General features: G+C 62.4%; 26 protein-coding genes and 1 tRNA gene. 14 read left to right on the top strand and 13 right to left on the bottom strand.

Translation table 11 applies throughout. The features are described 5' to 3' along the window. The first annotated feature begins 27 nt into the window (after positions 1–27). The 3 genes from BMY91_RS05035 to BMY91_RS05025 all read left to right on the top strand — a co-directional run bounded on the left by BMY91_RS05035 (position 28) and on the right by BMY91_RS05025 (position 2708). On the top strand, positions 28–1224 hold the full coding sequence (locus BMY91_RS05035; protein ID WP_090819267.1) for a glycosyltransferase: 1197 nt from the start codon (positions 28–30) through the stop codon (positions 1222–1224). An 84-nt stretch (positions 1225–1308) separates the two neighbouring features. Next, positions 1309–1382, top strand: a tRNA-Ile gene (locus BMY91_RS05030). Positions 1383–1517: 135 nt separating this feature from the next. Further along, positions 1518–2708, top strand: a complete 1191-nt coding sequence (locus tag BMY91_RS05025) for an acyl-CoA dehydrogenase family protein (RefSeq protein WP_090819264.1) — start codon at positions 1518–1520, stop codon at positions 2706–2708. Between the two features lie 76 nt (positions 2709–2784). Here BMY91_RS05025 and BMY91_RS05020 read toward each other — a convergent pair whose 3' ends face one another. Next, positions 2785–3279 carry a M23 family metallopeptidase gene (locus BMY91_RS05020; RefSeq protein ID WP_090819261.1) on the bottom strand — a complete coding sequence of 165 codons (495 nt, stop codon included), beginning with the start codon at positions 3277–3279 and terminating at the stop codon, positions 2785–2787. Between the two features lie 406 nt (positions 3280–3685). Between BMY91_RS05020 and rpsB the strand changes: the two genes are divergently transcribed. The 6 genes from rpsB to BMY91_RS04990 all read left to right on the top strand — a co-directional run bounded on the left by rpsB (position 3686) and on the right by BMY91_RS04990 (position 8572). Continuing rightward, positions 3686–4555 (top strand): 30S ribosomal protein S2, encoded by an 870-nt coding sequence (gene rpsB / locus BMY91_RS05015; RefSeq protein ID WP_090819258.1) that lies wholly within the window; start codon positions 3686–3688, stop codon positions 4553–4555. Positions 4556–4676: 121 nt separating this feature from the next. Next, positions 4677–5513, top strand: a complete 837-nt coding sequence (gene tsf, locus BMY91_RS05010; protein WP_011774217.1) for a translation elongation factor Ts — start codon at positions 4677–4679, stop codon at positions 5511–5513. A 120-nt stretch (positions 5514–5633) separates the two neighbouring features. Further along, the gene (gene pyrH, locus BMY91_RS05005; RefSeq protein WP_026541490.1) at positions 5634–6371 is read left to right on the top strand and encodes a UMP kinase; all 738 of its coding nucleotides are present in this window, start codon (positions 5634–5636) and stop codon (positions 6369–6371) included. A 101-nt stretch (positions 6372–6472) separates the two neighbouring features. Beyond that, entirely contained in the window at positions 6473–7030 is a 558-nt protein-coding gene (gene frr, locus BMY91_RS05000; protein WP_090819256.1) for a ribosome recycling factor, read from the top strand. Further along, positions 7030–7965, top strand: coding sequence for a phosphatidate cytidylyltransferase (locus BMY91_RS04995; RefSeq protein WP_090819253.1), 936 nt, complete (start codon positions 7030–7032; stop codon positions 7963–7965). Before frr ends, BMY91_RS04995 begins: the two co-directional genes overlap by 1 nt. Before the next feature lie 22 nt (positions 7966–7987). Continuing rightward, the gene (locus BMY91_RS04990; protein ID WP_090819249.1) at positions 7988–8572 is read left to right on the top strand and encodes a DivIVA domain-containing protein; all 585 of its coding nucleotides are present in this window, start codon (positions 7988–7990) and stop codon (positions 8570–8572) included. A 14-nt stretch (positions 8573–8586) separates the two neighbouring features. Here BMY91_RS04990 and BMY91_RS04985 read toward each other — a convergent pair whose 3' ends face one another. Genes BMY91_RS04985 through BMY91_RS04965 form a run of 5 tightly spaced genes read right to left on the bottom strand, consistent with a single transcriptional unit; the run spans position 8587 to position 13080 of the window. Then, the gene (locus tag BMY91_RS04985) at positions 8587–9279 is read right to left on the bottom strand and encodes a hypothetical protein (RefSeq protein ID WP_090819246.1); all 693 of its coding nucleotides are present in this window, start codon (positions 9277–9279) and stop codon (positions 8587–8589) included. 35 nt (positions 9280–9314) lie between these two features. Beyond that, positions 9315–10781: a sodium/solute symporter gene (locus BMY91_RS04980; RefSeq protein WP_090819244.1), complete on the bottom strand. Its 1467-nt coding sequence runs from the start codon at positions 10779–10781 to the stop codon at positions 9315–9317. Next, a complete protein-coding gene (locus BMY91_RS04975; RefSeq protein ID WP_090819241.1) occupies positions 10778–11140 on the bottom strand; it encodes a DUF485 domain-containing protein in 363 nt (120 codons plus the stop codon). Before BMY91_RS04975 ends, BMY91_RS04980 begins: the two co-directional genes overlap by 4 nt. Continuing rightward, entirely contained in the window at positions 11137–11856 is a 720-nt protein-coding gene (locus BMY91_RS04970) for a LytR/AlgR family response regulator transcription factor (protein ID WP_090819238.1), read from the bottom strand. Before BMY91_RS04970 ends, BMY91_RS04975 begins: the two co-directional genes overlap by 4 nt. A 21-nt stretch (positions 11857–11877) precedes the next feature. Then, positions 11878–13080: a sensor histidine kinase gene (locus BMY91_RS04965; RefSeq protein ID WP_090820639.1), complete on the bottom strand. Its 1203-nt coding sequence runs from the start codon at positions 13078–13080 to the stop codon at positions 11878–11880. Positions 13081–13397: 317 nt separating this feature from the next. On the opposite strand from BMY91_RS04965, the gene BMY91_RS04960 reads away from it, so the two are divergent. Beyond that, positions 13398–13778 (top strand): DUF485 domain-containing protein, encoded by a 381-nt coding sequence (locus BMY91_RS04960; RefSeq protein ID WP_090819235.1) that lies wholly within the window; start codon positions 13398–13400, stop codon positions 13776–13778. Then, a complete protein-coding gene (locus BMY91_RS04955; protein WP_090819232.1) occupies positions 13775–15391 on the top strand; it encodes a solute symporter family protein in 1617 nt (538 codons plus the stop codon). The genes BMY91_RS04960 and BMY91_RS04955 overlap by 4 nt, the downstream gene beginning before the upstream one ends. A 60-nt stretch (positions 15392–15451) precedes the next feature. Here BMY91_RS04955 and BMY91_RS04950 read toward each other — a convergent pair whose 3' ends face one another. From BMY91_RS04950 to BMY91_RS04930, 5 genes are all read right to left on the bottom strand, one after another. Further along, positions 15452–16471, bottom strand: coding sequence for a PHP domain-containing protein (locus tag BMY91_RS04950; RefSeq protein ID WP_090819229.1), 1020 nt, complete (start codon positions 16469–16471; stop codon positions 15452–15454). 76 nt (positions 16472–16547) lie between these two features. Beyond that, complete coding sequence (locus BMY91_RS04945) at positions 16548–17153, bottom strand: hypothetical protein (RefSeq protein WP_090819226.1); 606 nt, start codon at positions 17151–17153, stop codon at positions 16548–16550. Between the two features lie 34 nt (positions 17154–17187). Beyond that, complete coding sequence (locus tag BMY91_RS04940) at positions 17188–17595, bottom strand: DUF4383 domain-containing protein (protein WP_090819222.1); 408 nt, start codon at positions 17593–17595, stop codon at positions 17188–17190. A gap of 128 nt (positions 17596–17723) precedes the next feature. Continuing rightward, positions 17724–18440: a hypothetical protein gene (locus tag BMY91_RS23365; RefSeq protein WP_256212580.1), complete on the bottom strand. Its 717-nt coding sequence runs from the start codon at positions 18438–18440 to the stop codon at positions 17724–17726. 148 nt (positions 18441–18588) lie between these two features. Then, positions 18589–19059: an Lrp/AsnC family transcriptional regulator gene (locus tag BMY91_RS04930; RefSeq protein WP_090819218.1), complete on the bottom strand. Its 471-nt coding sequence runs from the start codon at positions 19057–19059 to the stop codon at positions 18589–18591. Positions 19060–19254: 195 nt separating this feature from the next. On the opposite strand from BMY91_RS04930, the gene pdhA reads away from it, so the two are divergent. From pdhA to BMY91_RS04915, 3 genes are read left to right on the top strand one after another with little or no spacing between them, the layout of a single operon-like run. Continuing rightward, complete coding sequence (gene pdhA / locus BMY91_RS04925) at positions 19255–20424, top strand: pyruvate dehydrogenase (acetyl-transferring) E1 component subunit alpha (protein ID WP_090819215.1); 1170 nt, start codon at positions 19255–19257, stop codon at positions 20422–20424. After that, on the top strand, positions 20424–21434 hold the full coding sequence (locus tag BMY91_RS04920; protein ID WP_090819212.1) for an alpha-ketoacid dehydrogenase subunit beta: 1011 nt from the start codon (positions 20424–20426) through the stop codon (positions 21432–21434). Before pdhA ends, BMY91_RS04920 begins: the two co-directional genes overlap by 1 nt. Then, positions 21431–22801 (top strand): dihydrolipoamide acetyltransferase family protein, encoded by a 1371-nt coding sequence (locus BMY91_RS04915; RefSeq protein WP_090819209.1) that lies wholly within the window; start codon positions 21431–21433, stop codon positions 22799–22801. The genes BMY91_RS04920 and BMY91_RS04915 overlap by 4 nt, the downstream gene beginning before the upstream one ends. A gap of 95 nt (positions 22802–22896) precedes the next feature. Here the strand turns inward: BMY91_RS04915 and BMY91_RS04910 are convergent, their stop codons facing one another. Next, on the bottom strand, positions 22897–23769 hold the full coding sequence (locus BMY91_RS04910; RefSeq protein ID WP_090820635.1) for an NAD-dependent epimerase/dehydratase family protein: 873 nt from the start codon (positions 23767–23769) through the stop codon (positions 22897–22899). A 392-nt stretch (positions 23770–24161) separates the two neighbouring features. After that, positions 24162–25442, bottom strand: a 1281-nt coding sequence (locus tag BMY91_RS04905; RefSeq protein WP_143054039.1) for an HNH endonuclease signature motif containing protein, incomplete at its 5' end; no start/stop codon positions are given.

Raw genomic sequence — 25442 nt, 5'->3', positions numbered from 1 at the left:
GCACCGTGACCATCAGGAGTTCTCCACGTGACCATTCCCGACACCAACAAGCCCCTCACCATCCTGATTGCCGCGGATACCTACCCGCCGCACGTCAACGGAGCCGCCCAGTTCGGTTACCGCCTGGCCAAGGGGATGACGGCACGTGGCCACAACGTGCACGTGTTGGCTTGCCGGCCAGACACGGGCAAGAGCTACACCGAGTTCCGCGGCGAAGCCACCGTCCACCGCCTCCGCTCCCATGGCGTCTTCACCCACGAGTACTTCCGCATCTGCTTCCCGTGGGAAATCAAGAAGGAAATCAGCCTGCTGTTCGACAAGGTCCAGCCCGACGTTGTCCACATCCAGAGCCACTACATGATTGGCGAGCACGTCCTTTATGAGGCCGTAAAGCGTGGCATCCGGGTTGTGGCCACCAACCACTTCATGCCGGAGAACCTGAACCCCTTCCTGCCTTTCCCGCAGTGGTTCAAGGACATCGTGGGCCGCATCTCCTGGAAGGACATGGGCAAGGTCATGGGCCAGGCCGACGTGGTCACCACGCCCACGCCGCTTGCGGCGAAAGCCATGCACCAGCACGCGTTCCTGCGCAAAGTACTGCCCCTGTCCAATGGCATCGATTCAGCGGCCTACGAACTGCAGCCCGGTGAAAGCATCGAACCGCACAGCAACCCCACGGTTCTTTTTGCGGGGCGACTCGCTGAAGAGAAGCACGTTGACGTCCTGATCGACGCCGTGGCCAAGACACCGCGCGCCTTGAATGTACACCTGGAGGTCGTGGGAGGCGGGGAAGTCCGTCCGGCCCTCGAGGCCCAGGTGGCCAGGCTTGGTTTGGGGGATCGGGTGAAGTTCCTGGGCCTGGCGAGTGACGAGGACTTGCGTGAGGCCTACATCAAGGCTGACATCTTCTGCATGCCCGGCACAGCCGAACTCCAGTCCTTGGTGACGCTGGAGGCCATGTCCGCCTCCACGCCCGTGCTGCTCGCCAACGCGATGGCCCTGCCGCACCTGGTGCGTGACGGCGAAAACGGCTACCTCTTCACGCCCAACGACAGCACCGAACTCGCTGCCAAGATCACCCAGCTGGTGGAGTTGCCCAAGGGCGAGTTGGAAGCCATGGGCAAGCTGAGCCGCGAAATGGTGGAGCCGCACAGCATCAACGGCACACTCCAGACGTTTGAGGACCTCTACCGCGGAGCTTCCTACGAGGACAAGGTGGTGTGACCAAAGCACTCACTCGCAGCCATTAGTATTGCTAGAGTGCTTTGCCCGGGACCGCTGCCTTACGGTGGCTGATCCGGGTTTTACGGGGCTATAGCTCAGCTGGTTAGAGCGCGGGACTCATAATCCTAAGGTCCTCGGTTCAAGTCCGAGTAGCCCTACATTTCATGGCAGGAGCCGTGGCCGACAATCCTGGATTGTCGGCCACGGCTCTTTTGTGTTCCCTCCCAAGTGCGGTATGTTACTCATCAGTAACTTAGTCTTGGTCGCAGGTGACCACCCTTGAAGGAGCGAACATGTCCAACGCTGCATTCGACGCCACCACCCTTCCCTATGCCGACGGTGACTTCTACGCCTTCGAGCAGATGCTGACCGGCAAAGAGCAGGACCGCCTGGCTGAGGTCCGCGACTTCCTGGCCCGTGAGGTCAAGCCCATCGCGGTGGACTGCTGGAACCGTGGCGAATTCCCCATGGACCTCATTCCCAAGCTTGGCGAGCTCGATCTGGTGAGCCCGGTCCGCCGGCAGGGCTACTCCAACCTCTTCGCTGGAATGCTCCACGCGGAGGTGACCCGCGCGGATGCGTCCATCGCCACGTTCATGGGCGTTCACGACGGCCTTTTCACAGGCTCCATCGAGGCGCTTGCGTCGCAGGAGCAGAAGGACGCCTGGCTGCCGGACATCTACTCCCTGAAGAAGATCGGCGCCTTCGGCCTGACCGAACCACTGGGAGGTTCGGATGTTGCCGGGGGCACGCGCACCACGGCCCGGCGCGACGGCAACAACTGGATCCTCAACGGTGCCAAGCGATGGATCGGCAACGCCACGTTCTCCGATTGGGTGGTCATCTACGCCAAGGACGTCGCCGACAACCAGGTCAAAGCGTTCCTGGTGGACACCTCCCTTCCGGGATACTCCGCCAGCAAGATCGAGAACAAGATCTCCTTGCGCACCGTGCAGAACGCGGACATCACCCTGGACAACGTGGTGGTGCCGGACTTCTTCAAGCTGGCCAACGGCAACAGCTTCCGTGACACCAACAAGGTCCTCAAAGTCACTCGCCTGGCCGTGGCTTGGCAGGCTGTTGGGCTTCAGATGGCCGCTTTCGACGTCGCCCGCAGCTATGCCGTGGAGCGCCAGCAGTTTGGCAGGCCTCTGGCGGCGTTCCAGCTGGTGCAGAACCAGTTGGTGCAGATCCTTGGGAACACCGTGGCGTCCATGGGCATGATGGTCCGCTTGGCCCAGCTTGAGGACGCAGGCGTTGCCAAGGACGAACAATCGGCCCTTGCCAAGGCCTTCACCACCGCCCGCATGCGTGAAAGTGTCGCGTTGGGTCGCAGCATCCTGGGCGGCAACGGAATCGTCACCGATTACGGCATGGCGAAGATTTTCTCTGATGCAGAGGCCATCTATTCCTATGAGGGCACCCACGAGATCAACACCTTGGTCACCGGCCGCGCCATCACCGGGGTTTCGGCGATCGTCTAGAAAGTGCGCTGAGGGGCCGGTCTGGAAAGTGCGCTGATGGGCCGGGAAACAGCACGGTGGACTCTGCCAGGGGGAATCACTCCAGTGGAAGCAGGACGGACGGCCGCATGTCCGCCAGGAATCCCAGGGGATTGACATAGTCATCGCCCCGCCTCACGCCCCAGTGCAAGCACGTAGTGCTGCCGCAATGACCCGGCTCAAGCGAACCGAGGACCTGGCCCTTCCTGACTGCATCCCCGGGCTTCAGTCCACTGGCCACCGGCTCGAAACTGCTCCGCAGGCCGTTACCTTGATCGATCGTGATGACGGGGCGGTCCACGACGACGCCGGCAAAGGTCACCACACCGTCGGACGGCGCGGTGACCGGGCCGCCGTCGGCCGCTGGTCCCAAGTCCACACCGCGATGCCCGCTGAGCCATGGCTTGTCCGGCGGATCGAACGTCCGCAGGACGGATGGTTTAGGGGAGAGGGGCCAGCTCCAGTGCGGGCTGGCCGGCGCCGGAGTACTTGCGGTGGCACCCATGACAGCGAGGGCAGCAGCGGTGGCCATCAGGGCCTTCAAAAGGGTCATGAACCCAGCCTCATGGAGAGCTTTGGATGGATCGATCCCCGGGCCTCCGTATGTGGACAACGGGTGGTGGTGAGCGGTCAAACCGGTGGGGCCGCTGTAGTACACTTGGTGGAGCAGTTTGCTGTGCCCTCAGGCTTGTTCAGGAGCATGTCTCATTCAGATATGCGGGGGCCCCAGGCTGACTACGCGTATCCAGCCCTCCACCAGCGAAGCCTCATGGCTTCAGGCTGCGGAGGATTGTGCCTCTTGCGGTCCGGCTGAGCCCAGGCTTCCACCGGATGAGAAGCGCAATGGATGCCAGGAGCCGCGCCCGTCCGGGCAAAGGCTAAACAACCGTCAACTATTGGCAGGGTAAGAGCAGCCCCATGGGCTCTCTCATGAATGACCTGCCGGAAGGAGCGTCGGCATGCCCGTCGTAACTATGCGCCAGCTGCTTGACAGCGGCGTCCACTTTGGACACCAGACCCGTCGTTGGAACCCGAAGATGAAGCGCTTCATCTTCACGGAGCGCAACGGCATCTACATCATTGACCTCCAGCAGTCGCTGTCCTACATCGACCGCGCCTACGAGTTCGTCAAGGCTACTGTCGCCCACGGCGGCACCGTCCTGTTCGTCGGCACCAAGAAGCAGGCTCAGGAAGCAATTGCCGAGCAGGCTACCCGTGTTGGCCAGCCGTACGTCAACCAGCGTTGGTTGGGCGGTATGCTCACCAACTTCCAGACCGTCGCCAAGCGCATCCAGCGCATGAAGGAACTCGAAGAGATCAACTTCGACGACGTCGCAGGCTCGGCTTACACCAAGAAGGAGCTCCTGCTCCTCAAGCGCGAACTCACCAAGCTTGAGTCCAACCTCGGTGGTATCCGCAACCTGACCAAGGCTCCCTCGGTTCTGTGGGTTGTTGACACCAAGAAGGAACACCTTGCTGTTGACGAAGCCAAGAAGCTGAACATCCCGGTTGTTGCCATCCTGGACACCAACTGCGATCCCGACGAAGTTGACTTCCCGATCCCGGGTAACGACGACGCCATCCGCTCCGTCAACCTGCTCACCCGCGTTGTTGCCGACGCCGTAGCTGAGGGCCTCATCGCCCGTAACCAGCGCGCAACCGGCACCACCGAAGCTCCGGAAGAGCCGCTGGCCGAGTGGGAGCGCGAGCTCCTCGAAGGCAGCAAGGCCGAAGAAGCAGCGGCAACCGAGGCTCCGGCAGCAGAAGCTCCCGCAGCTGAGGCTCCCGAGGCAACTGAAGCTGCAGCCGGCGAAGCTGAAGCCAAGTAAATCTGGACCTTCCCTGATGCCGGAAACAGCATCGGGGGCAACTGACAGGATGGCGGCTCACACGGTGGGCTGCCGTCCTGTCAGTCCGTAAACACACAAATTTCTAGACAGAGGGGTTCACATGGCGAACTACACTGCTGCTGACATCAAGGCCCTGCGCGAGCGTACCGGCGCCGGCATGATGGACGTCAAGAAGGCTCTTGACGAAGCCAACGGTGACGCTGAGAAGGCCATCGAGATCATCCGCATCAAGGGCCTCAAGGGTGCTACCAAGCGCGAAGGCCGTTCCACTGCTGAAGGCCTGGTTGCTGCCAAGGTCAACGGCGGCGTTGGCGTAATGATTGAGGTCAACTGCGAGACCGACTTCGTCGCCAAGGCTGACAAGTTCATCCAGCTGGCTGACAAGGTCCTCAACGTGGCAGTCGAGTCCGGCGCAGCCGACCTCGAGACCCTGCTGGCCACCGAGGTCGACGGCAAGCCGTTGTCCGAGGTTGTCGTCGAAGAGGGCGCTGTCCTCGGCGAAAAGGTTGTTGTCCGCCGTATCTCCCGCGTTGAGGGCACCACGGTTGACGCTTACCTGCACAAGACGTCCAAGGACCTCCCTGCACAGGTTGGCGTTCTGTTCGCTGTTGACGGTGAAGGCGAAGCCGCTGCCACTGCCGCACACGACATCGCTGTTCACGTTGCAGCCATGGCCCCGAACTACCTGACCCGCGAAGACGTCCCGGCCGAGCTGGTCGAGTCCGAGCGCCGCATCGCAGAAGAGACCGCCAAGGCTGAAGGAAAGCCGGAAGCTGCTCTTTCGAAGATCGTGGAAGGCCGCGTCACGGGCTTCTACAAGGGTGAAGTTCTGGTTGACCAGGCATTCGCCAAGGATTCCAAGAAGACCGTTGCACAGGTCCTCGAAGAAGCCGGCGTCAAGGCAACTGCAGTAACCCGTTTCCGCGTAGGAAACTAGTAATTCATGAAAAGGGGTGGTCACTTCGGTGGCCGCCCCTTTTTCATGCACCCGTCCGGGTAGTATCTGCGCGGACCCACAGCACGATAATCTAGCCAGAGTCCACCAACGGGAGGCACCATGGAAACCGTCAACACTGCAATCCAGCCCGAGAAGACCCGCCGACGTGTACTTCTGAAACTTTCCGGCGAAGTCATCGGCGGCGGCAAGCTCGGCGTCGATCCTGAAACCGTCCGGGCCATCGCCAAGCAGATCGCGGCAGCCGTCTCCGATGTCGAGGTAGCCATCGTTGTTGGTGGCGGTAACTTCTTCCGCGGTGCCGAGCTGTCGCAGAGCGGCATGGACCGCTCCCGCGCCGACTATATGGGCATGCTGGGCACCGTCATGAACTGCCTCGCGCTGCAGGACTTTCTGGAGCAGGCGGGCGTTGAAACCCGTGTCCAGAGTGCCATCACCATGGGCCAGGTTGCCGAGGCCTACATTCCCCGCCGTGCCATCCGCCACATGGAAAAGGGCCGCGTGGTCATTTTCGGCGCAGGCGCAGGGCTGCCTTACTTCTCCACGGATACAGTGGCCGCACAGCGCGCCCTCGAAGTCCACGCTGATGTGGTCCTCATGGCCAAGAGCGGTGTGGACGGCGTCTACACCGCTGATCCCAAGAAGGATCCCGAGGCCGAGAAGCTGGACGTCCTTAGCTACGACGACGCACTGCGCCGCGACATCCGTGTCATGGACCAGACCGCGATGACCATGTGCAAGGACAACAACCTCTCCATGGTGGTCTTTGGCATGGAAGGTGAGGGCAACGTTACCCGCGCCATCCTCGGCGAAACGCTGGGAACCCTGGTTACTCCCTAGCAAGGGCTAGGATATTTCTAGGACCGTCCGCCCTCGTGGCGGATCTTTACTGTGCATTGCGGCCTGCAGTTGGGCAGCAACTATTTTCTGAGGAGAAACCCGTGATCGAAGAGACCTTACTCGAAGCCGGCGAGAAGATGGACAAGGCGGTTGAGGTAGCCAAGGACGATTTCGCCACGATCCGTACGGGCCGGGCAAACCCCGGTCTCTACAACAAGGTGATTGTTGAATACTACGGCACCCCTACGCCGCTCCAGCAGCTGGCCTCGTTCGGTGTGCCGGATGCCCGGACCATCCTGATCACCCCTTACGACAAGACTGCGTTGCGCGACATCGAGAAGGCCCTGAGCGACTCCGAGGTTGGCGCCAACCCGTCCAACGACGGCAACGTCATTCGCGTGACCATCCCGGAGCTCACCAAGGAGCGCCGCAAGGAGTACGTGAAGATCGTCAAGGGCAAGGGTGAAGACGCCAAGGTCTCCATCCGCAGCATCCGTCGCAAGGCAAAGGACTCCTTGGACAAGCTCGTCAAGGACGGCGAAGCAGGCGAGGACGAAGGCGCGCGCGCTGAGAAGGAGCTCGACGCCCTCACCAAGCAGCACGTCGACAGCATCGATGAATTGCTCAAGCGCAAGGAAGCCGAGCTGCTCGAGGTCTGATGAACCAGGCTGAGCCGGCGCCCGCTGAGCGGGTCCCGACACGCGACACCCCCAAACGCGCCAGGCGTGTGCGGGAGAACCCCACACCCAAGGCCGGCCGCAATCTTCCGGCTGCCATCGGCGTCGGGCTTTCCATGCTCCTGGCCGTGCTGGGAGGGCTGCTGTTCCTTCCGCTGGGGTTCGTCCTGCTCACCACCGCATTTGCGGTTTTGGGCGTGTGGGAAGTTTTCCGGGCCCTTGAGGCCCAGGGCACCAGGATGCCGATCGTCCCCGTGATGATCGGCAGCCTGGTGATGCCGGTATCTGCCTACTTCGGCGGACTTGAAGGTTTGCTGTTCACCATGACGGCCAGCTCCGTGGCTGTTCTGTTGTGGCGTTCCATTGAGAGCGCCACCGGGGCGCCCCGCAGCGTTTTTTCCGGAGTTTTCACTCTGGCGTGGATTCCGTTCCTCATCAGTTTCGCGGCTTTGCCGCTCCATGCCACCGGTGGTGCCACGCCCGTGGGTTTCTGGCCGGATGGCATCCCCGACGGCGCGTGGCAGATCGCTTCGATGCTGCTCCTGGTGGTCTCGAATGACACGTTCGGCTACATTGTGGGGGCCTCCTTCGGGAAGCACCCCATGGCCCCCAAGATCAGTCCCAAGAAGTCGTGGGAAGGCTTCGCGGGTTCGGTTGGCGGAGCCATGCTGATTGGTGTCCTGGCCTGCATCTTCCTGCTGGACAAGCCATGGTGGGTGGGGCTTGTGCTGGCCGTGGGAATGGTTGCTGCAGCAACGGCTGGAGACCTCGCGGAGTCCATGGTCAAGCGTGAACTTGGTGTCAAGGACATGAGCAGCATCCTGCCCGGACATGGTGGCGTGATGGACCGATTGGACTCCATTGTGTTCGCTGCCCCTGTAGCCTATGTTCTGTTCGCGCTGCTAAGCGGCGTCTGACAAACCCAATGAAGGAAAAGTAGTGTCAGTGGATATTCGACGCCAGATTCCCGCAACATTCGATCGCGTGGAGCGCAGCAAGTACGGCTACAACGCCAAGCAGGTGGATGAGTTCCTCCAGCGCGCCAGGACTTCGTTTGAAAACCCCGTTGGCACCGCTGACCAAGTGGCCAGCGTGGATGTCCGGGATGTAGCTTTTGACCCCGTCAAGGGTGGCTATGATGCGCACAGCGTCGATGCCGCCTTGGACCGGCTGGAAGACGCCTTTGCCCGCCGCGAGCGGGACGATCTCATCGGTCAGCAGGGCGAAGAAGCCTGGCTGCGCCAGATCGGAAAGCTGTCAGGCATCCTGCGTGGCAGGCTTCACCGGCCCGACGGCGAACGGTTTCGCCGCCCGTCCAGGAAAAGGACCCGCAGCTACAATGTCCAGGACGTCGACGCCCTGTGCGCTGAGCTCATCGGGTACCTTGAGCACGATCAGCCGCTGAGCGTGGACACCGTTCGCCGGGCAGTTTTCCGTGCAGCCAAGGGCGACGAAGGCTACGAAGAAGCCCAGGTGGACGCCTTCCTGGCACGGGTCGTGGAACTCATGGCGGCCATCGATTAGTCCGAAAAAGCGGGCTAACCCGGGGTGGGGGAGATGGGCTTGTTGTTCTTCCACACCGCAAAGTACCGGCGTCCGCCCCGGGCCATGGCAAGGCCAAAATAGGCCAACGCCGAGCCTACTGCCACGCTGACTGCCAGGGGTACTGCAATCCCTCCTGCCACCATGGCGGAACCGATCAACAGTCCGATGAGGGCTGAGTTGGCCGTCAGCATGAAGACCATGCTGCTGCCCGCCACCTGGCTGAAATCCCGTCGGCCGCCGAAGAAGTAGTAGGTCTGCTTGGCCCCTGCCTCGTCGTCGTTGTATCCGGCCATGAGGTACGGCGCAATGCCGGGATCCATATCGACGTAGGCGGCCCGGAGCCGGTTCATGGCCACGACGTACATCAGGTCTTCCATTCCCACGCTCATGACCCGGATTTGCGTCAGCAGGCCGACCACGACGTCAATGCTGAGGATGGTCAGCGCGAACGCCCGGAAAGCGTCGGAGAACTGCGTGGCCTGACCAACGAGGGCCACACTCAGGAGGCTTGCTGAAGTAAACGTCAGGAACATGCTGATACGGGTCAGGACTTCGCTCTGCGTGGTGCTGCGGGAAGCAAGCAGGCTCCAGTGCTCGGTGGCCAACAGTTGCGCCCTGATGCTGGGGGACAACGTTGGCTGAACCGTCAGGGGTTCGGGCTCTGCCGGGCCTGGTTCCTCGGACATGGCGTCATTGTCCACCCTGCAGGATGCGCCGACAACTACCGTTCTGTTGCCACAGGCCTTTCCGGGACGTGCAACCGGGACATGACCCGGTTCACGGAGGCGGGCACGCGGCCTTTCGTCAGGATCGACACGGTCACGGTCACCGCGAAGGCAGCAGGCACAGTCCAAGCTGCAGGCTGGGCAAGCCAGGCCGGTGCGTTCCCTGTTCCCATGATCGTTCCCACCACCATCGCGCCGCCGCAGAGCAAAGCACCGGTCAGCATGCCGGCGATGGCGCCGGCGTCAGTCAGTCCACGCCACCAGATCCCCAACAGCAACACCGGGCAAATGGTGGACGCCGTGAAAGCGAAGACCAAGCCAACACTCCCCGCCAGAGCCAGCGTGTCGGTGGTAAAGGCAAAACCCAAAGGCACGACGGCGGCCAGCACCGCTGCGTGGCGGAAGCCCCGCACGCTTCCTCCAAACAAGTCCTGGCTGATGACGCCGGACAAGGAAACCACCAGCCCGGACGTGGTGGACAGGAAGGCGGCGAAGGCCCCGGCCACAACCAGCGCTGACAGCAGGTCCCCAGGCACACCGCCGATGAGTTTGCCGGGCAGCAGGAGCACCAGGGCATCAGCTTGCCCGGACTGGGCCAGTTCAGGGGCAAACATCCTTCCCACGGCGCCCGAGAGCGTGGGGAAGAGATAGAACACGGAAAGTAGTCCCAGCACAATCAATGTAGTCCGGCGCGCGGATTGCCCATCCGGGTTGGTGTAGAACCTCACCAGCACGTGAGGGAGCCCCAGAGTTCCGAACAACAAAGCGACCAGCAGCGAAATGTGCTGGTAGGCGCCCGCAGGTGCCTGGCCAGTGGGGTTGATCGGGAGAGGAGCCTGTGGTGCCGTGCCGTTGCCGGCCAGGACCAGCAGCACGAACACCACGGGTACGGCCAAAGCAGTCAGCTTCAGCCAGTACTGGAACGCCTGGACAAAGGTGATGGAGCGCATCCCACCTGCCACCACCGTGAGGCACACCACCAGCACCACCGCCGTCGAACCTACCCACGACGGCAGGCCCGTCGTGATCCGGATAGTGAGCGCGGCGCCGTGGAGTTGCGGGACGATGTACAACCACCCGACGGCCACCACCACCAGGCTGGTGACGCGGCGGACCAGCGCGGAGTCCAGGCGGGCTTCGGTGAAATCGGGAATGGTGTAGGCGCCGGAGCGACGCAGCGGAGCGGCCACGAAGAGCAGGAGCATCAAGTACCCGGCGGTGTAACCCACGGGGAACCACAGGGCATCCGTTCCTGACAAGAGGATCAGGCCGGCGACGCCCAGGAAGCTGGCAGCGGACAGGTACTCGCCGCCGATTGCCGAGGCGTTCCACCAGGGTGGCACTGTGCGCGAGGCTACATAAAAGTCGCCCGTTGTCCGCGAGATGCGCAGACCATAGAAGCCGATGACAGCCGTGGCGAGCGAAACTGCAACGAACGCTATGAGGCCTACTGCGGGATTCACTGGTCCTCCACCAGGTCCCTGTAACGGGCTTCGTTGCGGGCAGCCGCGCGGTTGTAGAGCCAGGCACTCAAACCAATCACGGGGTAAATGCCGGCGCCCAGCACCAGCCAGTCCAGCGGAATACCGAAGATGCGGGTCTCAGCCACACCGGGACCGTAGACGAGGAAGACCGCGAAAACAGCAAGAATGATCAGGAATCCGCAGGCCACTACCAAGGCCAAACGCAGCTGTGAACGGATCAGTGAACGGATAAAGATCCTCCCGGCGTCCGAGTCCTCGGCCACTTCGCGGGGATACGGCAAGCGGCCCGGCGCGGCAGTGGCAGACTGCCGCGGCGCTGTGACACGGACGCGGGTCATCCTTGAGGCCGGATGCGGGTGGACTGCAGCTTGTCGCGGACGGAGGGAAGGTGGCGTCGGCTGATTGGCAACTCAGCACCTGCCACGGCCACGCTGGGCCCGGTCGCCGAGAGCTTGAGGTGCTGGACGTGATTCAGTGCGATGAGATACGAGCGGTGGATCCGAATAAACCCTGCCTCGGCCCACTTCTGTTCAAGGTCGCTGAGGGGAACCCGAATGAGGTAACTGGCCTCGGCCGTGTGCAGCCGGGCATAGTCTCCCTGCGCCTGCACATAGGTGACGTCGTCGCGCCGGATCATCCGCGTGGTACTGCCGAGGTCCACGGTGATCATCTCCGGTGCGGGCGTTCCGTCCTTGATGAGCTCGCTGATCCTGTCCACAGAACGGGCAAGCCGCTCTGCGCGCAGTGGTTTCAGAAGGTAGTCGATGGCGGCGAGGTCGAACGCTTCCAGCGCACAGTCTTCGTCGGCGGTGACAAACACGACGGCGGGCGGGCTGCTGCTGCGCGAAATCGCACGGGCGATGTCCAAGCCTGAGAGAGCCGGCATGTGGATGTCCAGGAAGACGGCGTCCACAGGCTCCGATTCCAGTTTCCGTAATGCCTCGGCACCTGATGACGCTCGGTGGATGATGCCAATCCGCTCATCCCGGCCCAGCAGGAAGGCAAGCTCTTCCACGGCGGGCAGTTCGTCATCAGCGACGAGCACGTTGATCATGATTAAAGACTAACCGGGACTTCAGGCGTCGTGGTCTGGCTGCGACTTAGGCACCCGCATGATGATCAGGGTTCCTTCGCCAGGGGCAGTCTCGATGACCAGCCCGTGCTCGTCCCCGTAGACCTGCCGCAAGCGGGCGTCCACATTGCGGAGCCCCACATGGTCGCCGTCTGTGTGGCCGGCCAGCACGGATCGAAGGTGCTCGGGGTCCATGCCGACGCCGTCGTCCTCGATGGTGACTTCCGCAAATGCTCCGGAGTCGTTGGCGCAAATGGTGATGTGCCCCGGACCCTCTTTGGCCTCCAGGCCATGCCGGACTGCATTCTCCACCAGCGGCTGCAGGCTGAGGAAGGGAATGACGGTGCTCAGCACTTCGGGCGCGATCCGGAGGCTCACTTGTACCCGCTCGCCAAACCTGGCCCGCTCCAAAAGGAGATAGCGGTCAATGCAGCGCAGTTCCTCCGCAACCGTGGTGAAGTCACCGTGCCGGCGGAATGAGTATCTTGTGAAGTCGGCGAACTCCACCACCAGTTCCCGTGCCCGGGCCGGATCGGTGTTGATGAAGGAGGCGATCGCATTCAACGAGTTGTAAATGAAATGCGGGCTGATCTGCGCACGCAGTGCCCGGACTTCTGCTTCCATCAGCAGGGTCCGTGACGCTTCGAGTTCCGCTAGCTCCAGCTGGGCGGCTATCCAGTCAGCAACCTCGCTGGTGGCCCTCACCAACCCTGCGCCCGCTGCGGGAGCCAGGGCGGCCACGGATCCCACAACCCGTGATCCGGCACGGATGGGAGCGATGACGGCGCTGAAGTCGTGGCTTCCGTGCTCGGCCTTGCCCGTTGGGGGATGCCCGGCGTGCGGCACCACCACCGTCCTCCCTGTGGCGAGCACCTCTGCCGCGAGGCGCATGAGCGAGGGCCGGAGTTCCTCGGCGGCACCATCCCACGCGAGCACCGCGTCGGTGTCCGTCATGGCCAGGGCGTCGCAACCAAGCAGCACGCGCAGCTGTTTGCTGGCTTTGGCGGCACCGGCAGGTTGGAGGCCGCCGCGGAGATGCTGCCCCGCCCGGGATGCGGCATGGAGCGTTGTGTAGGTGGCGCGTTCAGCGTCGGTGCCCAGCTCCCGGAAGGAACGCATCACCTTCAGGCCAACACCGACTACGACGGCGACCGCCAGCACGATCACAGCAATCGCAGCGGCAGTGAAGAGCGGAGAGTCGGGCATAAGGCCAGCGTAGCCAATAAGCACGCGTCGTCCTCGTTTGCCGGGTGGGGGGTGGTTTCCCGGAACCCTCTCTCACCTTTGGTGTGGTTTCCCGGCACGCTCTCTCACCTTTGGTGTGGTTTCCCGAAACGCTCTCTCACCTTTGGTGTGGTTTCCCGAAACGCTCTCTCGCTTGCCGTTGGGCGCAACGTCGCGACCGTTGAGCGATGGCGTCTGCAATTCTCTGGAACAGTTACAGCGCCGCGTTCGATAGTGATTGCAGTCACATTGGCAAGGCGTGTGCAGCTGATGTGGACACATCACACTCAGGAGGAACCATGGGTAATGAGGCCCAACCCCAGGACGCAACGGCGTCCGTGGACTTCCAGGAAGTCCAGACGACGGAACGGTTCAAGACATTACGCAAGCGTCACCGCAGCTTTGTCTTCCCGATGGCCGTCCTATTCCTGCTCTGGTATTTCGCATATGTCCTCTTGGCCGCCTATGCGGTGGACTTCATGTCCACCAAGGTCTGGGGCAACATCAACGTGGGCCTGATCCTCGGCCTTCTCCAGTTCGTCACCACGTTCGGCATCACGGCCTGGTACGTGAGCTACTCCAACAGGAAGCTGGACCCCATCGCGGCTGAGATCCGTAATGAGATCGAGGGGCACGAATTCGACAAGGACGGCAATGTGATCAGCGGGGTCAACAAATGAAAACCATGGTCCCTGCAGTCAACGTCGAAGCTCTGAAGGACACCACGCTTCTCAACATGGGCATCTTCGCCCTCTTCGTCGCGGTCACCATGGTGATTGTGTTCCGGGCCAGCCGGAACAACAAAACCGCGGCGGACTACTACGCGGCGGGCAGGTCATTCACTGGATCACAGAACGGCACTGCCATTGCCGGCGATTACCTGTCCGCGGCCTCGTTCCTGGGCATTACCGGCGCCATCGCCATCAACGGGTATGACGGGTTCCTGTACTCCATCGGCTTCCTGGTGGCGTGGCTGGTAGCCCTGCTGCTGGTGGCAGAACTGCTCCGAAACACGGGAAAGTTCACCATGGCCGATGTCCTGTCCTTCCGTTTGCGCCAGCGTCCTGTCCGGATCGCTGCGGCGTTGTCCACGCTCGCCGTGTGCTTTTTCTACCTTCTGGCCCAAATGGCCGGTGCCGGAAGCCTGATTTCGCTGCTCTTGGGCATCAGCGACTGGGGCGGACAAGCACTGGTGATTATCGTCGTCGGCGCCTTGATGATCATGTATGTCCTGATCGGTGGCATGAAGGGCACCACGTGGGTGCAGATCATCAAAGCCATCCTGCTGATCGCCGGAGCCGCCGTCATGACCGCGATGGTGCTTGCCATCTACGGCTTCAACTTGTCCAGCCTGCTGGGCTCCGCTGCCGAGGCCGCCAACAATCCGGCAGTCCTCAACCCTGGCCTGCAGTACGGCAAGACCGAGACATCCAAGCTCGACTTCATGTCCCTTGGCCTGGCCCTGGTCCTCGGAACAGCAGCCCTTCCGCACGTGTTGATGCGCTTCTACACCGTCCCTACAGCCAAGGAAGCCCGCAAGTCCGTGGTCTGGGCCATCTGGCTGATCGGGCTGTTCTACCTCTTCACCTTGGTGCTGGGTTACGGTGCAGCGGCCCTGGTGGGTGCGGAAACCATCAAGTCCGCTCCCGGCGGCGTCAACTCGGCTGCACCGTTGCTGGCGTTCCACCTTGGCGGCCCGCTGTTGCTGGGATTCATTTCGGCGGTCGCTTTCGCCACGATCCTGGCGGTGGTGGCCGGCCTGACCATTACGGCGGCGGCATCGTTCGCCCACGACATCTATGCGAACGTCATCTCCAAGGGCAAGGCCGACGCAACCACGGAGGTGAAGGTGGCGCGGCGCACCGTAGTGGTGATCGGCGTGCTGGCGATCCTGGGTGGCATCTTTGCCAACGGCCAGAATGTTGCGTTCCTCGTTGCGCTCGCCTTCGCCGTGGCAGCGTCGGCGAATCTGCCTACCATCGTGTATTCGCTGTTCTGGAAGAAGTTCACCACACAGGGCGCAGTGTGGAGCATGTACGGTGGCCTGGCTGCGGCCATCCTGCTAATCACGTTCTCGCCCGTGGTCTCCGGCGCGAAGACGTCCATGATCCCCGGCGCAAACTTCGCGTTCTTCCCGCTGAGCAACCCGGGCATTGTGTCCATCCCGCTGGCGTTCTTCCTGGGCTGGCTCGGGACCGTGCTGGACAAGCGGCGTGAGGACCCGGCCAAGCAGGCGGAGATGGAGGTGCGCTCGCTGACCGGCGTTGGTGCTGAGAAGGCAGTGGACCACTAGTCCCCACACAAAAGGCTGCTCCTTGCGAATCAGCAAGGAGCAGCCTTTTGTGCGTCTGCTTTACTTCTTCAGGCTCAGCCATTCCTGCAGCTGCTTCAGCGGCCAGGTAGTAACGATCCGTTCCTTGGGTACCCCGAGGGCCTCGGCCCGCTCCGCGCCGTACTGCAGGAAATCGAGCTGGCCGGGAGCATGGGCGTCGCTGTCGATGCTGAAGAGGCAACCGGCATCGAGGGCCTGCTTAATGAGGTCGTCCGGGGGATCCTGCCGTTCGGGCCGGGAGTTGATTTCGACGGCGACGCCCCACTCTGCGCACTCCTTGAAGACGATTGCGGCATCGAATTCAGACTCCGGCCGGGTACCCCGCGATCCCTGAACGAGCCGTCCGGTGCAGTGGCCAAGGACGTTTGTGTGCGGGTCACTGATCCCGCCCAGCATCCGGGCAGTCATGGTCTTCTTGTCGGAACGAAGCTTGGAATGGACGCTGGCCACCACAACATCGAGCTTGTCCAGCATGCCGGGCGTTTGGTCCAAGGTCCCGTCCTCCAGGATGTCCACTTCGATGCCTTTGAGCAATCGAAAACCATCCTGGGCTAAGTTGATGCCGTTCACTACCTCCAGCTGCTTCTCCAGGCGCTCGACGCTGAGCCCGTTGGCGATGGTGAGATTGGGGGAGTGATCTGTCAGTGCAAGGTATTCGCGGCCGAGCGTATGCGCCGCTGCAACCATGGATTCGATGGGGGAGCCGCCGTCGGACCAGTTGCTGTGGCTGTGGAGGTCGCCACGCAAGGCAGCGCGCAGGGTGTCTCCTCCCGAGGCCAGGGATTCCGTTCCGCGTTCGCGCAGATCGGCAAGATAGTCGGGAACCCGGTCTTCCAAGGCCTGGGTAACCACTTCGGCGCTCCGGTTGCCTACGCCTTTAATGCTGGTGATCCGTCCGCTGCCCACCAGCTTCCGCAAGTCTTCGGGCGGCAGCTGCCGTACGGCGTCGGCCGCTTTCCGGAAGGCTTGGACCTTGAAGGTGGGGGCTTGGCTGCGCTCGAGCCAGAAGGAGATTTCGTCGAGGGCCTCAATGGGATCCATGGCTCCATGATCCACGAACCAGGCGCACCATCAACAGTGGGCTGTGGTGATGATGCGCCGGTCCGGCGGCCGCCACCTAGTGGTGGTGGCCCGGTACCAGGGCGGGATTGGAGCCCTGGCCGTTTTCTCCGCTGGGTGCCTGGCCGTGCTCTCCGTGCGGAACGGCGTGTTGGCCGGCCATTGAAGCGGCCAGTCCGGGTGTTGCCACTGAGGCAACAACGACGGCGGCTCCGAACGCGGCTGCCAGAAGCCGCCCGGTCCTTGGCTGGCCGTGGGCGCCGCCGTCGTTGGTCTTGTGCTGCCGCCTCAGCCAGCCCGCTCCGGCAAGTGCCATGAGCGTGAGCCCGAGGGCGGCAAAATGGCTCACATCAAGTGAACGCTGGGTGGTGATGCCCGCCGCCATGACCGCAACATGTGCAGCGGCCGCGAGGGTCAGTGCGGAAATGGCGTAGCGGGGGAGGACGAGGGCGTTGCGGTGCAGCCCCCACAGCGACCAAGCCAGGAAGGCCAGGCCTGCTGCGAGTGTTGCCACACCTGCCAACACCACACCGGTTGTCACGGAGGCGGCTCCAGTGAGGTATCCGGCGGCCAGGGAGAGTTCAACCATGCCCGCCGCCATGGCGGCGAAGTATACGAAGAGCAGGGCCGCTGCCCTCAGTGTCGGGTGGTTGCTACGCTCCATGGCTCTCGTCATCCTCTCGCTCGTGTGCCGGAGATCAGGCGCGGGCTGACGTGACGGCGGCCTTGTCCTGGGACAGGGCGACACCCAGCAGGACCACTGCGCTGGCAAGGTGCAGCACGTTGTCTGCGCCGTTGAGGGCAATAATGTTCAGCGAGCTGCCGACGAGGAAGAGTCCGAGGATACCCACCAACAGGTACACGCCACCAACAGCGGTGTTGACCGACTTGGACAGCGTCACACCGTTCATGCCGGCGTAAAGCAGAGCCGCGCCAATGGCCAGGTGGATGATGTTGTGAAGCGGGTTCACAGCGAAGATGATCAGGTTGGCACCTTCAGTGGCGAAGAAGCCGATTCCTGAGGTGACAAAGAATCCGAGGACGCCTACCAAGAGGTAAACGGCTCCGAAGATGGTGGCGATCAAGCGATTGGGCGAAGTACGCATGGTCCGAACCTTCCGATGAGGCCGGGAGGATCCCGACCGTCCTGCTGAGCCCCGGGTGGGGCTCTCAAGCAGTAATTCGGACCATGAATTGACGTGGATGGGTCTTAGTAGGATTTATTTTTGAACAATCACGGGCGCAGGCGGATGCTGCTCATTTTGAGGTCGTTGGTGCCTTCGAAGACGTACTGGAGGTCGATGGTCTTGCCATCGCATTGCAGCTTGCCCGCGAGGTCGGCTTTGTTGTTGCCATTGGTGGAGTTCACGTTGACAGAGCTGTAGTTCGGCTTGCATGAGCTGTCCAATTGCAGGCTGGCGATGCCGTCCACGAAGGATTGCTTGTCCAGTTCGTCCTTCAACGGCTGGCTGAGGTAGTTGTCATAGGCCTGCTCCGTTTGCCCGGACACCACCAGGGTGGTGAATTCATCTGCCAGGGACCTGGCTTTGGACGTGGCATTGCCCACCAGGTTGACCAGTACCAGGACGCCCACAACTGCCAGCACGATCACGCCGGCCACGATGCTGAGGACGATCCACAGGACTTTCCGGCTCTTCTTGGGCGGCTGCTGGCCATACTGGCCCTGAGGGTACTGGCCCTGCTGATAAGGGTTCTGGCCCTGCGGATAGGCGTTCTGGCCTTGCGGATACGGGTTCTGTCCGTAAGGGTTTTGACCCGGGGCGGCGTACGGTGGGGTGCCCGCCTGCTGGGGGGATGCGGACGACGGCGACTGTTGCCACTGCGGTGAGGCGCCGGTTTGTGGTGGGTACCCGGGCCCGGGTGGAACAGGTGGCGGGTTCTGGCCCGGTTGGTTCTGGTTGGGCTGGTACGGTTCCTGCGGGTTGCTCACGGTAGTGCCCCTTTCGGCAGCCTTCGGTAGCGCCACCACATGGCCGGGGACCTCTGGCCAGCCCCCGAATTCGTCCACTTGCATCAAATCGCATGCCGGTTCTACGGGCAAGTACTCATCACGGAATAGCCGCAGGTGAAAAGGGATTTCACGGCTGGGAGCGGCGTCCCAGCAGGGGCTGAACGCGGTACGGGATCATCTCCCGCATCGCCAGTGCTGTATCCGTCCGGTCCACGCCATCGCAGCCCAGGATCTTTCCATTGATGCGATAGAGGTCTTCCGCGTCCAAGGCAACAACGCGCAGCAGGAGGTCCGCTGAACCCGTTAGGCCGAATCCCTCCAGGATTTCCGGAATGTCGGCGAGGTCCTGGGCGAGGGAAGCCAGTTTTTGTTGTTGCACGTGAACCGTGATGAAGGCCGTCAGCGGGTAGCCCAGAGCCACTGGGTTGATCCGCCGCTCAAAGGAGAGAAACGCGTGCTTCTTCTCAAGCTGCGCCATTCTGGCCTGGACCGTGTTGCGCGATAGTCCCAGCTTTTGGGCGAGGGCCACCACTGTCCCGCGGGGATCCTTCGCCATGGCGGAAAGGAGACGGGTATCAGTGCCATCCAAGGTTTGCATAATGCGCAAGATTAGCACGGAGAGGGAACTCAAAATAGGGCAGAATGCTCAACTTCAGCGAGGGTAGTTGTACCTGATGCCTCTTGTGAGTAGGGTCACACTTAACTCTGGCGAAGGTGCCGGAGGGCCGGTCTGCGGCAGGATCACGAGTCCAGCCAGCGCCGACGAAAACGAGCCGGAAGGTTGCGATCACCTGTGTTGACGGATCAGGCGGGCGAGGGAGTGCACCATGACACTCCGGGCCCTGGACATAGTGCACAAAATTCTCTGAGGACTGGCGGCAATCTGCTCCAGCTGGTGTCTCCCGAGGGCGAGCGGATCAGCCATCCCGAATTCGATGTATGGGTCAAGGACATCGGTGATGAGCAGTTGTGTTCGCTGTATGAGGACATGACGGTTATCCGCCGTATTGATGCCGAGGCAACGGCACTCCAGCGACAGGGAGAACTGGCGCTCTGGCCTCCGCTGCTGGGACAGGAAGCAGCCCAGATCGGTTCGAGCCGATCCCTGCACGATGACGATTTCGTGTTTCCGAGCTACCGCGAAAGCGGCGTGGCCTACGTCCGTGGCGCACACCTCTCCGAGATCGCCCGGGTGTGGCGCGGCAATGCCTCCTATGGGTGGGATCCCCAGCGCATCAATCTGGCGACGCCCCAGATCATCATCGGTTCCCAAAGCCTGCACGCCACCGGCTACGCCATGGGTGTCCAGTTGGACGGAGCAAATACTGCCGTCCTTGCCTACTTTGGTGATGGCGCCACGAGTGAAGGTGACGTCAATGAAGCCATGGTGTTCGCCGCCAGCTACCAGGCACCGGTCGTGTTCTTCTGCCAAAACAACCACTGGGCCATTTCGGAACCTGTGCGCATCCAGTCGCACGTCCAACTGGCTGACAGGCCCACCGGATTCGGGATTCCCAGCATGCGCGTTGATGGCAATGACGTGCTGGCTGTCATGGCTGCGACGCGGGTTGCGCTGGACAGGGCGCGCAAGGGCGGGGGGCCAACGTTCATCGAAGCTGTCACCTATCGCATGGGTCCCCACACTACGGCCGATGACCCCACCCGCTACCGCGATCCCATCGAGTTGGAAGATTGGGCCGCAAAAGATCCCATCCTGAGGCTCCGCAAGCTCCTGGAAGCAAAGGGCCTGCTGACTGAGGACGTGGAATCGAGTGTCAAAGCCAAGGCTGACGCCGTTGCAGCGGAGCTCCGTTCCAGCTGCATTGGGATGCCGGACCCGAAGCCACTGGATGTCTTCAACCACGTTTACAGCACGCCCAATTCCTGGATAGAACGCCAGAAGGACCAGTATTCGCGCTACCTGAACAGCTTCAACGAATCCGTCGAGGAAGGTGCACTCTGATGTCCAAGCTCACTTTTGCCCGGGCCATCAACGCAGGCCTCCGGAAGTCTTTGGAAAACGATCCCAAGGTTGTCCTCATGGGTGAGGATATTGGTTCACTCGGTGGCGTCTTCCGCGTCACCGATGGCTTGCAGAAAGACTTTGGGAAGCACCGCGTCATTGATTCGCCCTTGGCTGAGTCGGGCATTATCGGCACTGCCGTCGGACTGGCATACCGCGGCTACCGTCCGGTGTGCGAGATCCAGTTTGACGGCTTCATCTACCCGGCGTTCGACCAGATTGTCAGCCAGGTAGCCAAAATGCACTACCGCACTCAGGGACGGGTCAAGATGCCCATCACCATCCGGGTTCCGTTCGGTGGTGGCATTGGGTCTCCGGAACACCACTCGGAGTCTCCCGAGGCATACTTCACCCACACCTCCGGCTTGCGGGTGGTGGCCGTTTCCAATCCCCAGGACGCGTACACCATGATCCAGCAGGCCATCGCCTCTGATGATCCCGTGCTCTACTTCGAACCCAAGCGCCGTTATCACGACAAGGGCGACGTGGACGAGGCCATTGACCTTTCCACCGCCCTTCCGCTGGATAAGGCCGCCGTGGTGAACTCAGGATCCGACGTCACCTTGGTGGCTTACGGTCCTTTGGTCAAAACGGCCAAGGATGCGGCTATGGCCGCCGCCGACGAAGGCATTTCCGTGGAGGTCATTGACCTCCGCTCGCTGGCTCCAGTGGATTACCCCGTAGTGGAAGCCTCGGTCCGCAAGACCGGCCGTCTGGTCATCACGCATGAGGCGGGACAGTCCGGTGGCCTGGGCGCAGAGATTGCTGCCAGCATCACCGAGCGGTGCTTCCACTACTTGGAATCTGCCCCCGTCCGCATCACAGGTTTCGATGTTCCCTATCCCTATTCGAAGCTGGAAATGCACCACTTGCCGGACCTGGACAGGATCCTGGACGGCGTGGACCGTGCCTTGGGCCGCCCCAACTCGTTGAGTGGACTGGAAGGATGACCGCCACCATGATCAAGGAATTCAGGCTGCCGGACCTTGGCGAAGGCTTGACCGAATCGGAAATTCTGAGCTGGAAGGTTGCGGTGGGGGACACCGTCACACTGAACCAGGTCATCGCCGAGGTGGAAACTGCCAAGGCCGTAGTGGAGTTGCCATCGCCCTTCGCAGGAACGGTGGCGGCCCTTCATGAGCAGCCCGGAACCGTGGTGGAAGTCGGCAAACCGATCGTTTCCTTCGAGGTGGACGACGCCGGATCCTCCAACGGGGGCAGCGCGCCGACTGCTGGCGCACCGGCCGCCGTCGAATCCTCCGGCGAGGCGAGTCCAGCAAAACGTGAGCCGAACCTGGTGGGCTACGGCGCCGTCGTCGAACATTCCGGCCGGCCCACCCGCCGTGCCCGCGGGCAGGCTCAATCCGAAGCACCCGCGGAAACACCCGCGAGTACCCCGGCGGTGGCCGGGCCCACGCAGCAACGGCCGTCTGAGACTGAAGCCTCTGAACGTCCACGCTCGACGCCGCCGGTCCGCAAACTGGCCCGTGATCTCGGCGTTGACCTGGAACTCGTCTCCGGCACCGGGCCGGGTGGGCTCATCACCCGCGAGGACGTCCAGAACTTTACCGGCGCAGCTGAAGCACCGGCCGAGATTCCTGTACTTGTGCAGGGCGAACGCGAGACCCGGACACCCATCAAGGGAGTCCGGAAGTTCACGGCCGCTGCAATGGTCCAGAGTGCCTTCACGGCACCCCATGTGACCGAATTCCTCACGGTGGACGTCACGGCAACCATGGAATTGCTGACTCGCCTGAAAGGCAACAGGACGTTCGAGGGTTACAAACTGACGCCCCTGACCATCGCCTCCAAGGCGGTGCTGGTGGCGCTGCGGAACAATCCCACGCTGAACTCCCGCTGGGACGAGGCGAGCCAGGAGATTGTCCAGTTCAACTATGTGAACCTGGGCATCGCTGCCGCCACGCCCCGTGGGCTGACAGTCCCTAACATCAAGGACGCAGACCGACTGACGCTGCGCGAGCTGTCCACGGCATTGACGGAGCTGACGGATACCGCCCGGGCAGGCAAATCCTCGCCGTCCGATCTTTCCGGGGGCACCATCTCCATTACCAACATCGGAGTGTTCGGGATTGACGCAGGGACACCCATCCTGAACCCGGGAGAGGCCGCCATCGTGGCTCTGGGCGCTGTGAGGAAGGCGCCGTGGGTTGTCAACGATGAACTGGCTGTTCGGCAGGTCATGTCACTCAGCCTGTCCTTCGACCACCGACTGGTGGATGGCGAACAGGGCTCGCGTTTCCTCGCGGATCTGGGCGCCATCCTGTCCGATCCCGCCATGGTCATGACCATGATCTGACACCCCGAAGCTGCGCCGGCCCATCCCTTTACGAGTGCTTGCAGGAAACTGCAGCTAAGGGGTGGGTCGTCGCGCGTCACGGGTCAGCAGAGGCGTCAGTCTTCGGTGGGTGTGGTGCGGTTGGAATGGACCGTGCGCCAGCTGTGCTCCGGCTCGAAGCCCAGCAGCCTGCGGGCTTTGTCGATGGACAGCATCGTTTCGTGCTCGCCCAGTTCCTTGAGGACCTCGACGCCGGGGAAGACTTCCGCGGCAAGCTCGGCGCTGCTTCGACCCATCACGGTATCTGCGGCGGCGATGATGAAGGTCTCGAAGCCAGGTCCGCCATGTTCCAGGGCCCTCACCACTGCGAGAGCACCGTCCCGGGCGTCGATATAGCCCCACAGATTCCATTTGCGGAGTGTGGCGTCCGAGTCGAAGGACGGGAAAGCGTCGTAGTCCTCGGGGTCCATGACATTGGAGAAGCGCAACGCCGTGATGCTCAGGTCCGGGTCCCACCGCGTGAGTTGGATGGCCATCTGTTCTTCGAGGTGCTTGACCAGTGAGTAAGTGCTTTCCGGCCGCGCCGTGTATTCCTCATCGACCGGAATATAGGGAGGATCAATGTCGAAAGGGAGGCCCAGTACGGTCTCGCTCGAGGCATAGACCACCTTCTTAATGCCTGCCCTCCGCGCTGCTTGGAAGACGTTGTAGGTGGACACCATGTTGTTCTCGAAGATCGCGGCATCAGGTGCCAGCCCAGGTGCAGGAATGGCGGCCAGGTGAACGATTGCGTCCAAGCCGTCGTGTTGGTCGTCCAGGCCCAGGATGACGTCCAGGACTTGCCCGTAATTTCGGAGGTCCACGGTGACGTAGCCGCGGCCCCGGGTGCCTGCCCGGTCCATGTTGAGAACCTGGTGGCCGTCTTGCGTCAGTCGCCGGACCACGCTCCTGCCCAGTTTTCCGCTTCCGCCGGTGACAGCAATCCTCATGGTCTGATCCTTCGTCGTCTCGTTGTTGTCCGATGTGGTCATGCTGGTTCCCTCATGTGACGTTTCAATCCAGCCCGGTTCCAGCGTAGGCGCGCGCGGCAGCATGGCGCAGCCCCTGAGGCAGGCCCTGTGAGTCCTAGGAATGCCGGAACGACGCAGGGGCATTCCGAACGCAAGGGCATACCGGAACGACTCAGGGCATACGGGTTGCCGGCTGCACAAAGCAGTATCTGCACCGGACAAACAATGAGCGCCCACAATTTCCTGCGCACAGCTCCTGCTCGAATCCCTCGCTGCAAGCGCTCGACGACTCCCTCATTACAAGCACTCGACGGCGGCCCGTCGCCCAGGGTGGTGGGCCGGGGTCGAGCCCTTGTGGGGGTTGGGGTGTCCTACGTTCGGTGGGGTGTGTGGTGGTGGTTGCGTCGGGGTGTTTGGTGGGGGTCGATGTGGGGTGGGGGGATGAACCAGGGGATTCCGGTGGTGAGGGTGATTCGCCATTGTTCTTTGTAGATGAGGTGGTGGTGGTGGCTGCAGAGGAGGGTGCCGTTTTCTGTGCTTGTGGTGCCGCCGTGGGACCAGTAGGTGATGTGGTGGGCTTCGCACCAGGGTGGGGGCATGGTGCAGTCGGGGAAGGCGCAGCCGCCGTCGCGGGCGGTGATGGCTTTGCGGATGTGGGGCGGGAAGATGCGGGTGGTTCGTCCGATGTCCAGGACGCGGCCTTGGCTGCCGAGCAGGACGGGGATGATGTCGGCGTCGCAGGCGATTTTGCGGATGGTGTTGGGGTGTAGCGGGCCGGTGAAGGTCGCTGTTCCGGAGCTGAGCGGGTTCGGGCCCGTGCCGGTGGTGTCGGCGTGGTTGGGCTTGTCGGGTTGGTTGGTGTGGCGGGGTTCGGTGGTGTGCCCGTTGTGGTTGGGCTTGTTGTGGTGGGTGAGTTGTTCGAAGAGGTGGCGGTGGTCGATGGTGACGGTGAGTTGGGGTCGGAGTCCGCCGTTGGAGGGTAGTTTCCCGGTGCTCATCGCGAGGGCGCAGGCGCCGACGAGGCCGTTGAGTAGTTTCTGGGCGCGGGTGCGTCGGTCCAGGCCCGGTTCGGTGGGGGATTCCGTGGGGGTTTCCGTGCTGGTTCCGTCGTCCGGGGTGTGACCGGGTTCGGTGGTGTGACCGGGTTCGGTGGTGTGACTGGGTTCTGGTGTGGTGAGGCGGGGGTTGGTGGCGGTGTTCATGGCGGTGGTGAGGGCTTCGATTTGTTCGTCGGTGGCGAAGATTTCGAGGTGGTGGAGTCCGTGGCGGCGTCGGCGGCGCAGGAACGCGCCTTGGAGTTGGCGGAGGGCTTCTTCTGAGGGTTCCGGGCCGTCTTGGTCGATTCTGTCGGACCAGGCTTTGGCCATTTTGGCGACGAAGTCGGGGTCGGTTTCCTTCGCGGTGGCGGTGAGGGCTTGTTCCATCAGGGTGATGGTGTCGTCGTCGGTGAGGTGGCGGGTTTTGTCCAACGCGGCACTGATGATGGTCGCGGAGCGGGACGGGAGCAGGGCTGAGGAGTGGGCGTCGGCGAGGATCTCGCGGCGGGCGGGAATGTGCTGGCCGGTCATTCCTGTCTGGGGTAGGACGTCGTTGGCGAGGGCGAGCCGGCGGCGGGCTTCGCTGATGCTGATCCTTAGCCGGGCGCGCAGGAA

Origin of the sequence: Arthrobacter sp. yr096, from assembly GCF_900108925.1 — a bacterium.
GTDB lineage: Bacteria > Actinomycetota > Actinomycetes > Actinomycetales > Micrococcaceae > Arthrobacter.
This window is presented reverse-complemented; position numbering and strand designations above follow the sequence as displayed.

Coding starts and splice junctions, on each gene's coding strand:
- BMY91_RS05025 (WP_090819264.1), top strand. CDS start 1,518: ATGTCCAACGCTGCATTCGACGCCACCACCCTTCCCTATGCCGACGGT.
- BMY91_RS05020 (WP_090819261.1), bottom strand. CDS start 3,279: ATGACCCTTTTGAAGGCCCTGATGGCCACCGCTGCTGCCCTCGCTGTC.
- rpsB (WP_090819258.1), top strand. CDS start 3,686: ATGCCCGTCGTAACTATGCGCCAGCTGCTTGACAGCGGCGTCCACTTT.
- tsf (WP_011774217.1), top strand. CDS start 4,677: ATGGCGAACTACACTGCTGCTGACATCAAGGCCCTGCGCGAGCGTACC.
- pyrH (WP_026541490.1), top strand. CDS start 5,634: ATGGAAACCGTCAACACTGCAATCCAGCCCGAGAAGACCCGCCGACGT.
- BMY91_RS04995 (WP_090819253.1), top strand. CDS start 7,030: ATGAACCAGGCTGAGCCGGCGCCCGCTGAGCGGGTCCCGACACGCGAC.
- BMY91_RS04985 (WP_090819246.1), bottom strand. CDS start 9,279: ATGTCCGAGGAACCAGGCCCGGCAGAGCCCGAACCCCTGACGGTTCAG.
- BMY91_RS04975 (WP_090819241.1), bottom strand. CDS start 11,140: ATGACCCGCGTCCGTGTCACAGCGCCGCGGCAGTCTGCCACTGCCGCG.
- BMY91_RS04970 (WP_090819238.1), bottom strand. CDS start 11,856: ATGATCAACGTGCTCGTCGCTGATGACGAACTGCCCGCCGTGGAAGAG.
- BMY91_RS04965 (WP_090820639.1), bottom strand. CDS start 13,080: ATGCCCGACTCTCCGCTCTTCACTGCCGCTGCGATTGCTGTGATCGTG.
- BMY91_RS04960 (WP_090819235.1), top strand. CDS start 13,398: ATGGGTAATGAGGCCCAACCCCAGGACGCAACGGCGTCCGTGGACTTC.
- BMY91_RS04955 (WP_090819232.1), top strand. CDS start 13,775: ATGAAAACCATGGTCCCTGCAGTCAACGTCGAAGCTCTGAAGGACACC.
- BMY91_RS04950 (WP_090819229.1), bottom strand. CDS start 16,471: ATGGATCCCATTGAGGCCCTCGACGAAATCTCCTTCTGGCTCGAGCGC.
- BMY91_RS04945 (WP_090819226.1), bottom strand. CDS start 17,153: ATGGAGCGTAGCAACCACCCGACACTGAGGGCAGCGGCCCTGCTCTTC.
- BMY91_RS04940 (WP_090819222.1), bottom strand. CDS start 17,595: ATGCGTACTTCGCCCAATCGCTTGATCGCCACCATCTTCGGAGCCGTT.
- BMY91_RS04930 (WP_090819218.1), bottom strand. CDS start 19,059: ATGCAAACCTTGGATGGCACTGATACCCGTCTCCTTTCCGCCATGGCG.
- BMY91_RS04920 (WP_090819212.1), top strand. CDS start 20,424: ATGTCCAAGCTCACTTTTGCCCGGGCCATCAACGCAGGCCTCCGGAAG.
- BMY91_RS04915 (WP_090819209.1), top strand. CDS start 21,431: ATGACCGCCACCATGATCAAGGAATTCAGGCTGCCGGACCTTGGCGAA.
- BMY91_RS04910 (WP_090820635.1), bottom strand. CDS start 23,769: ATGAGGATTGCTGTCACCGGCGGAAGCGGAAAACTGGGCAGGAGCGTG.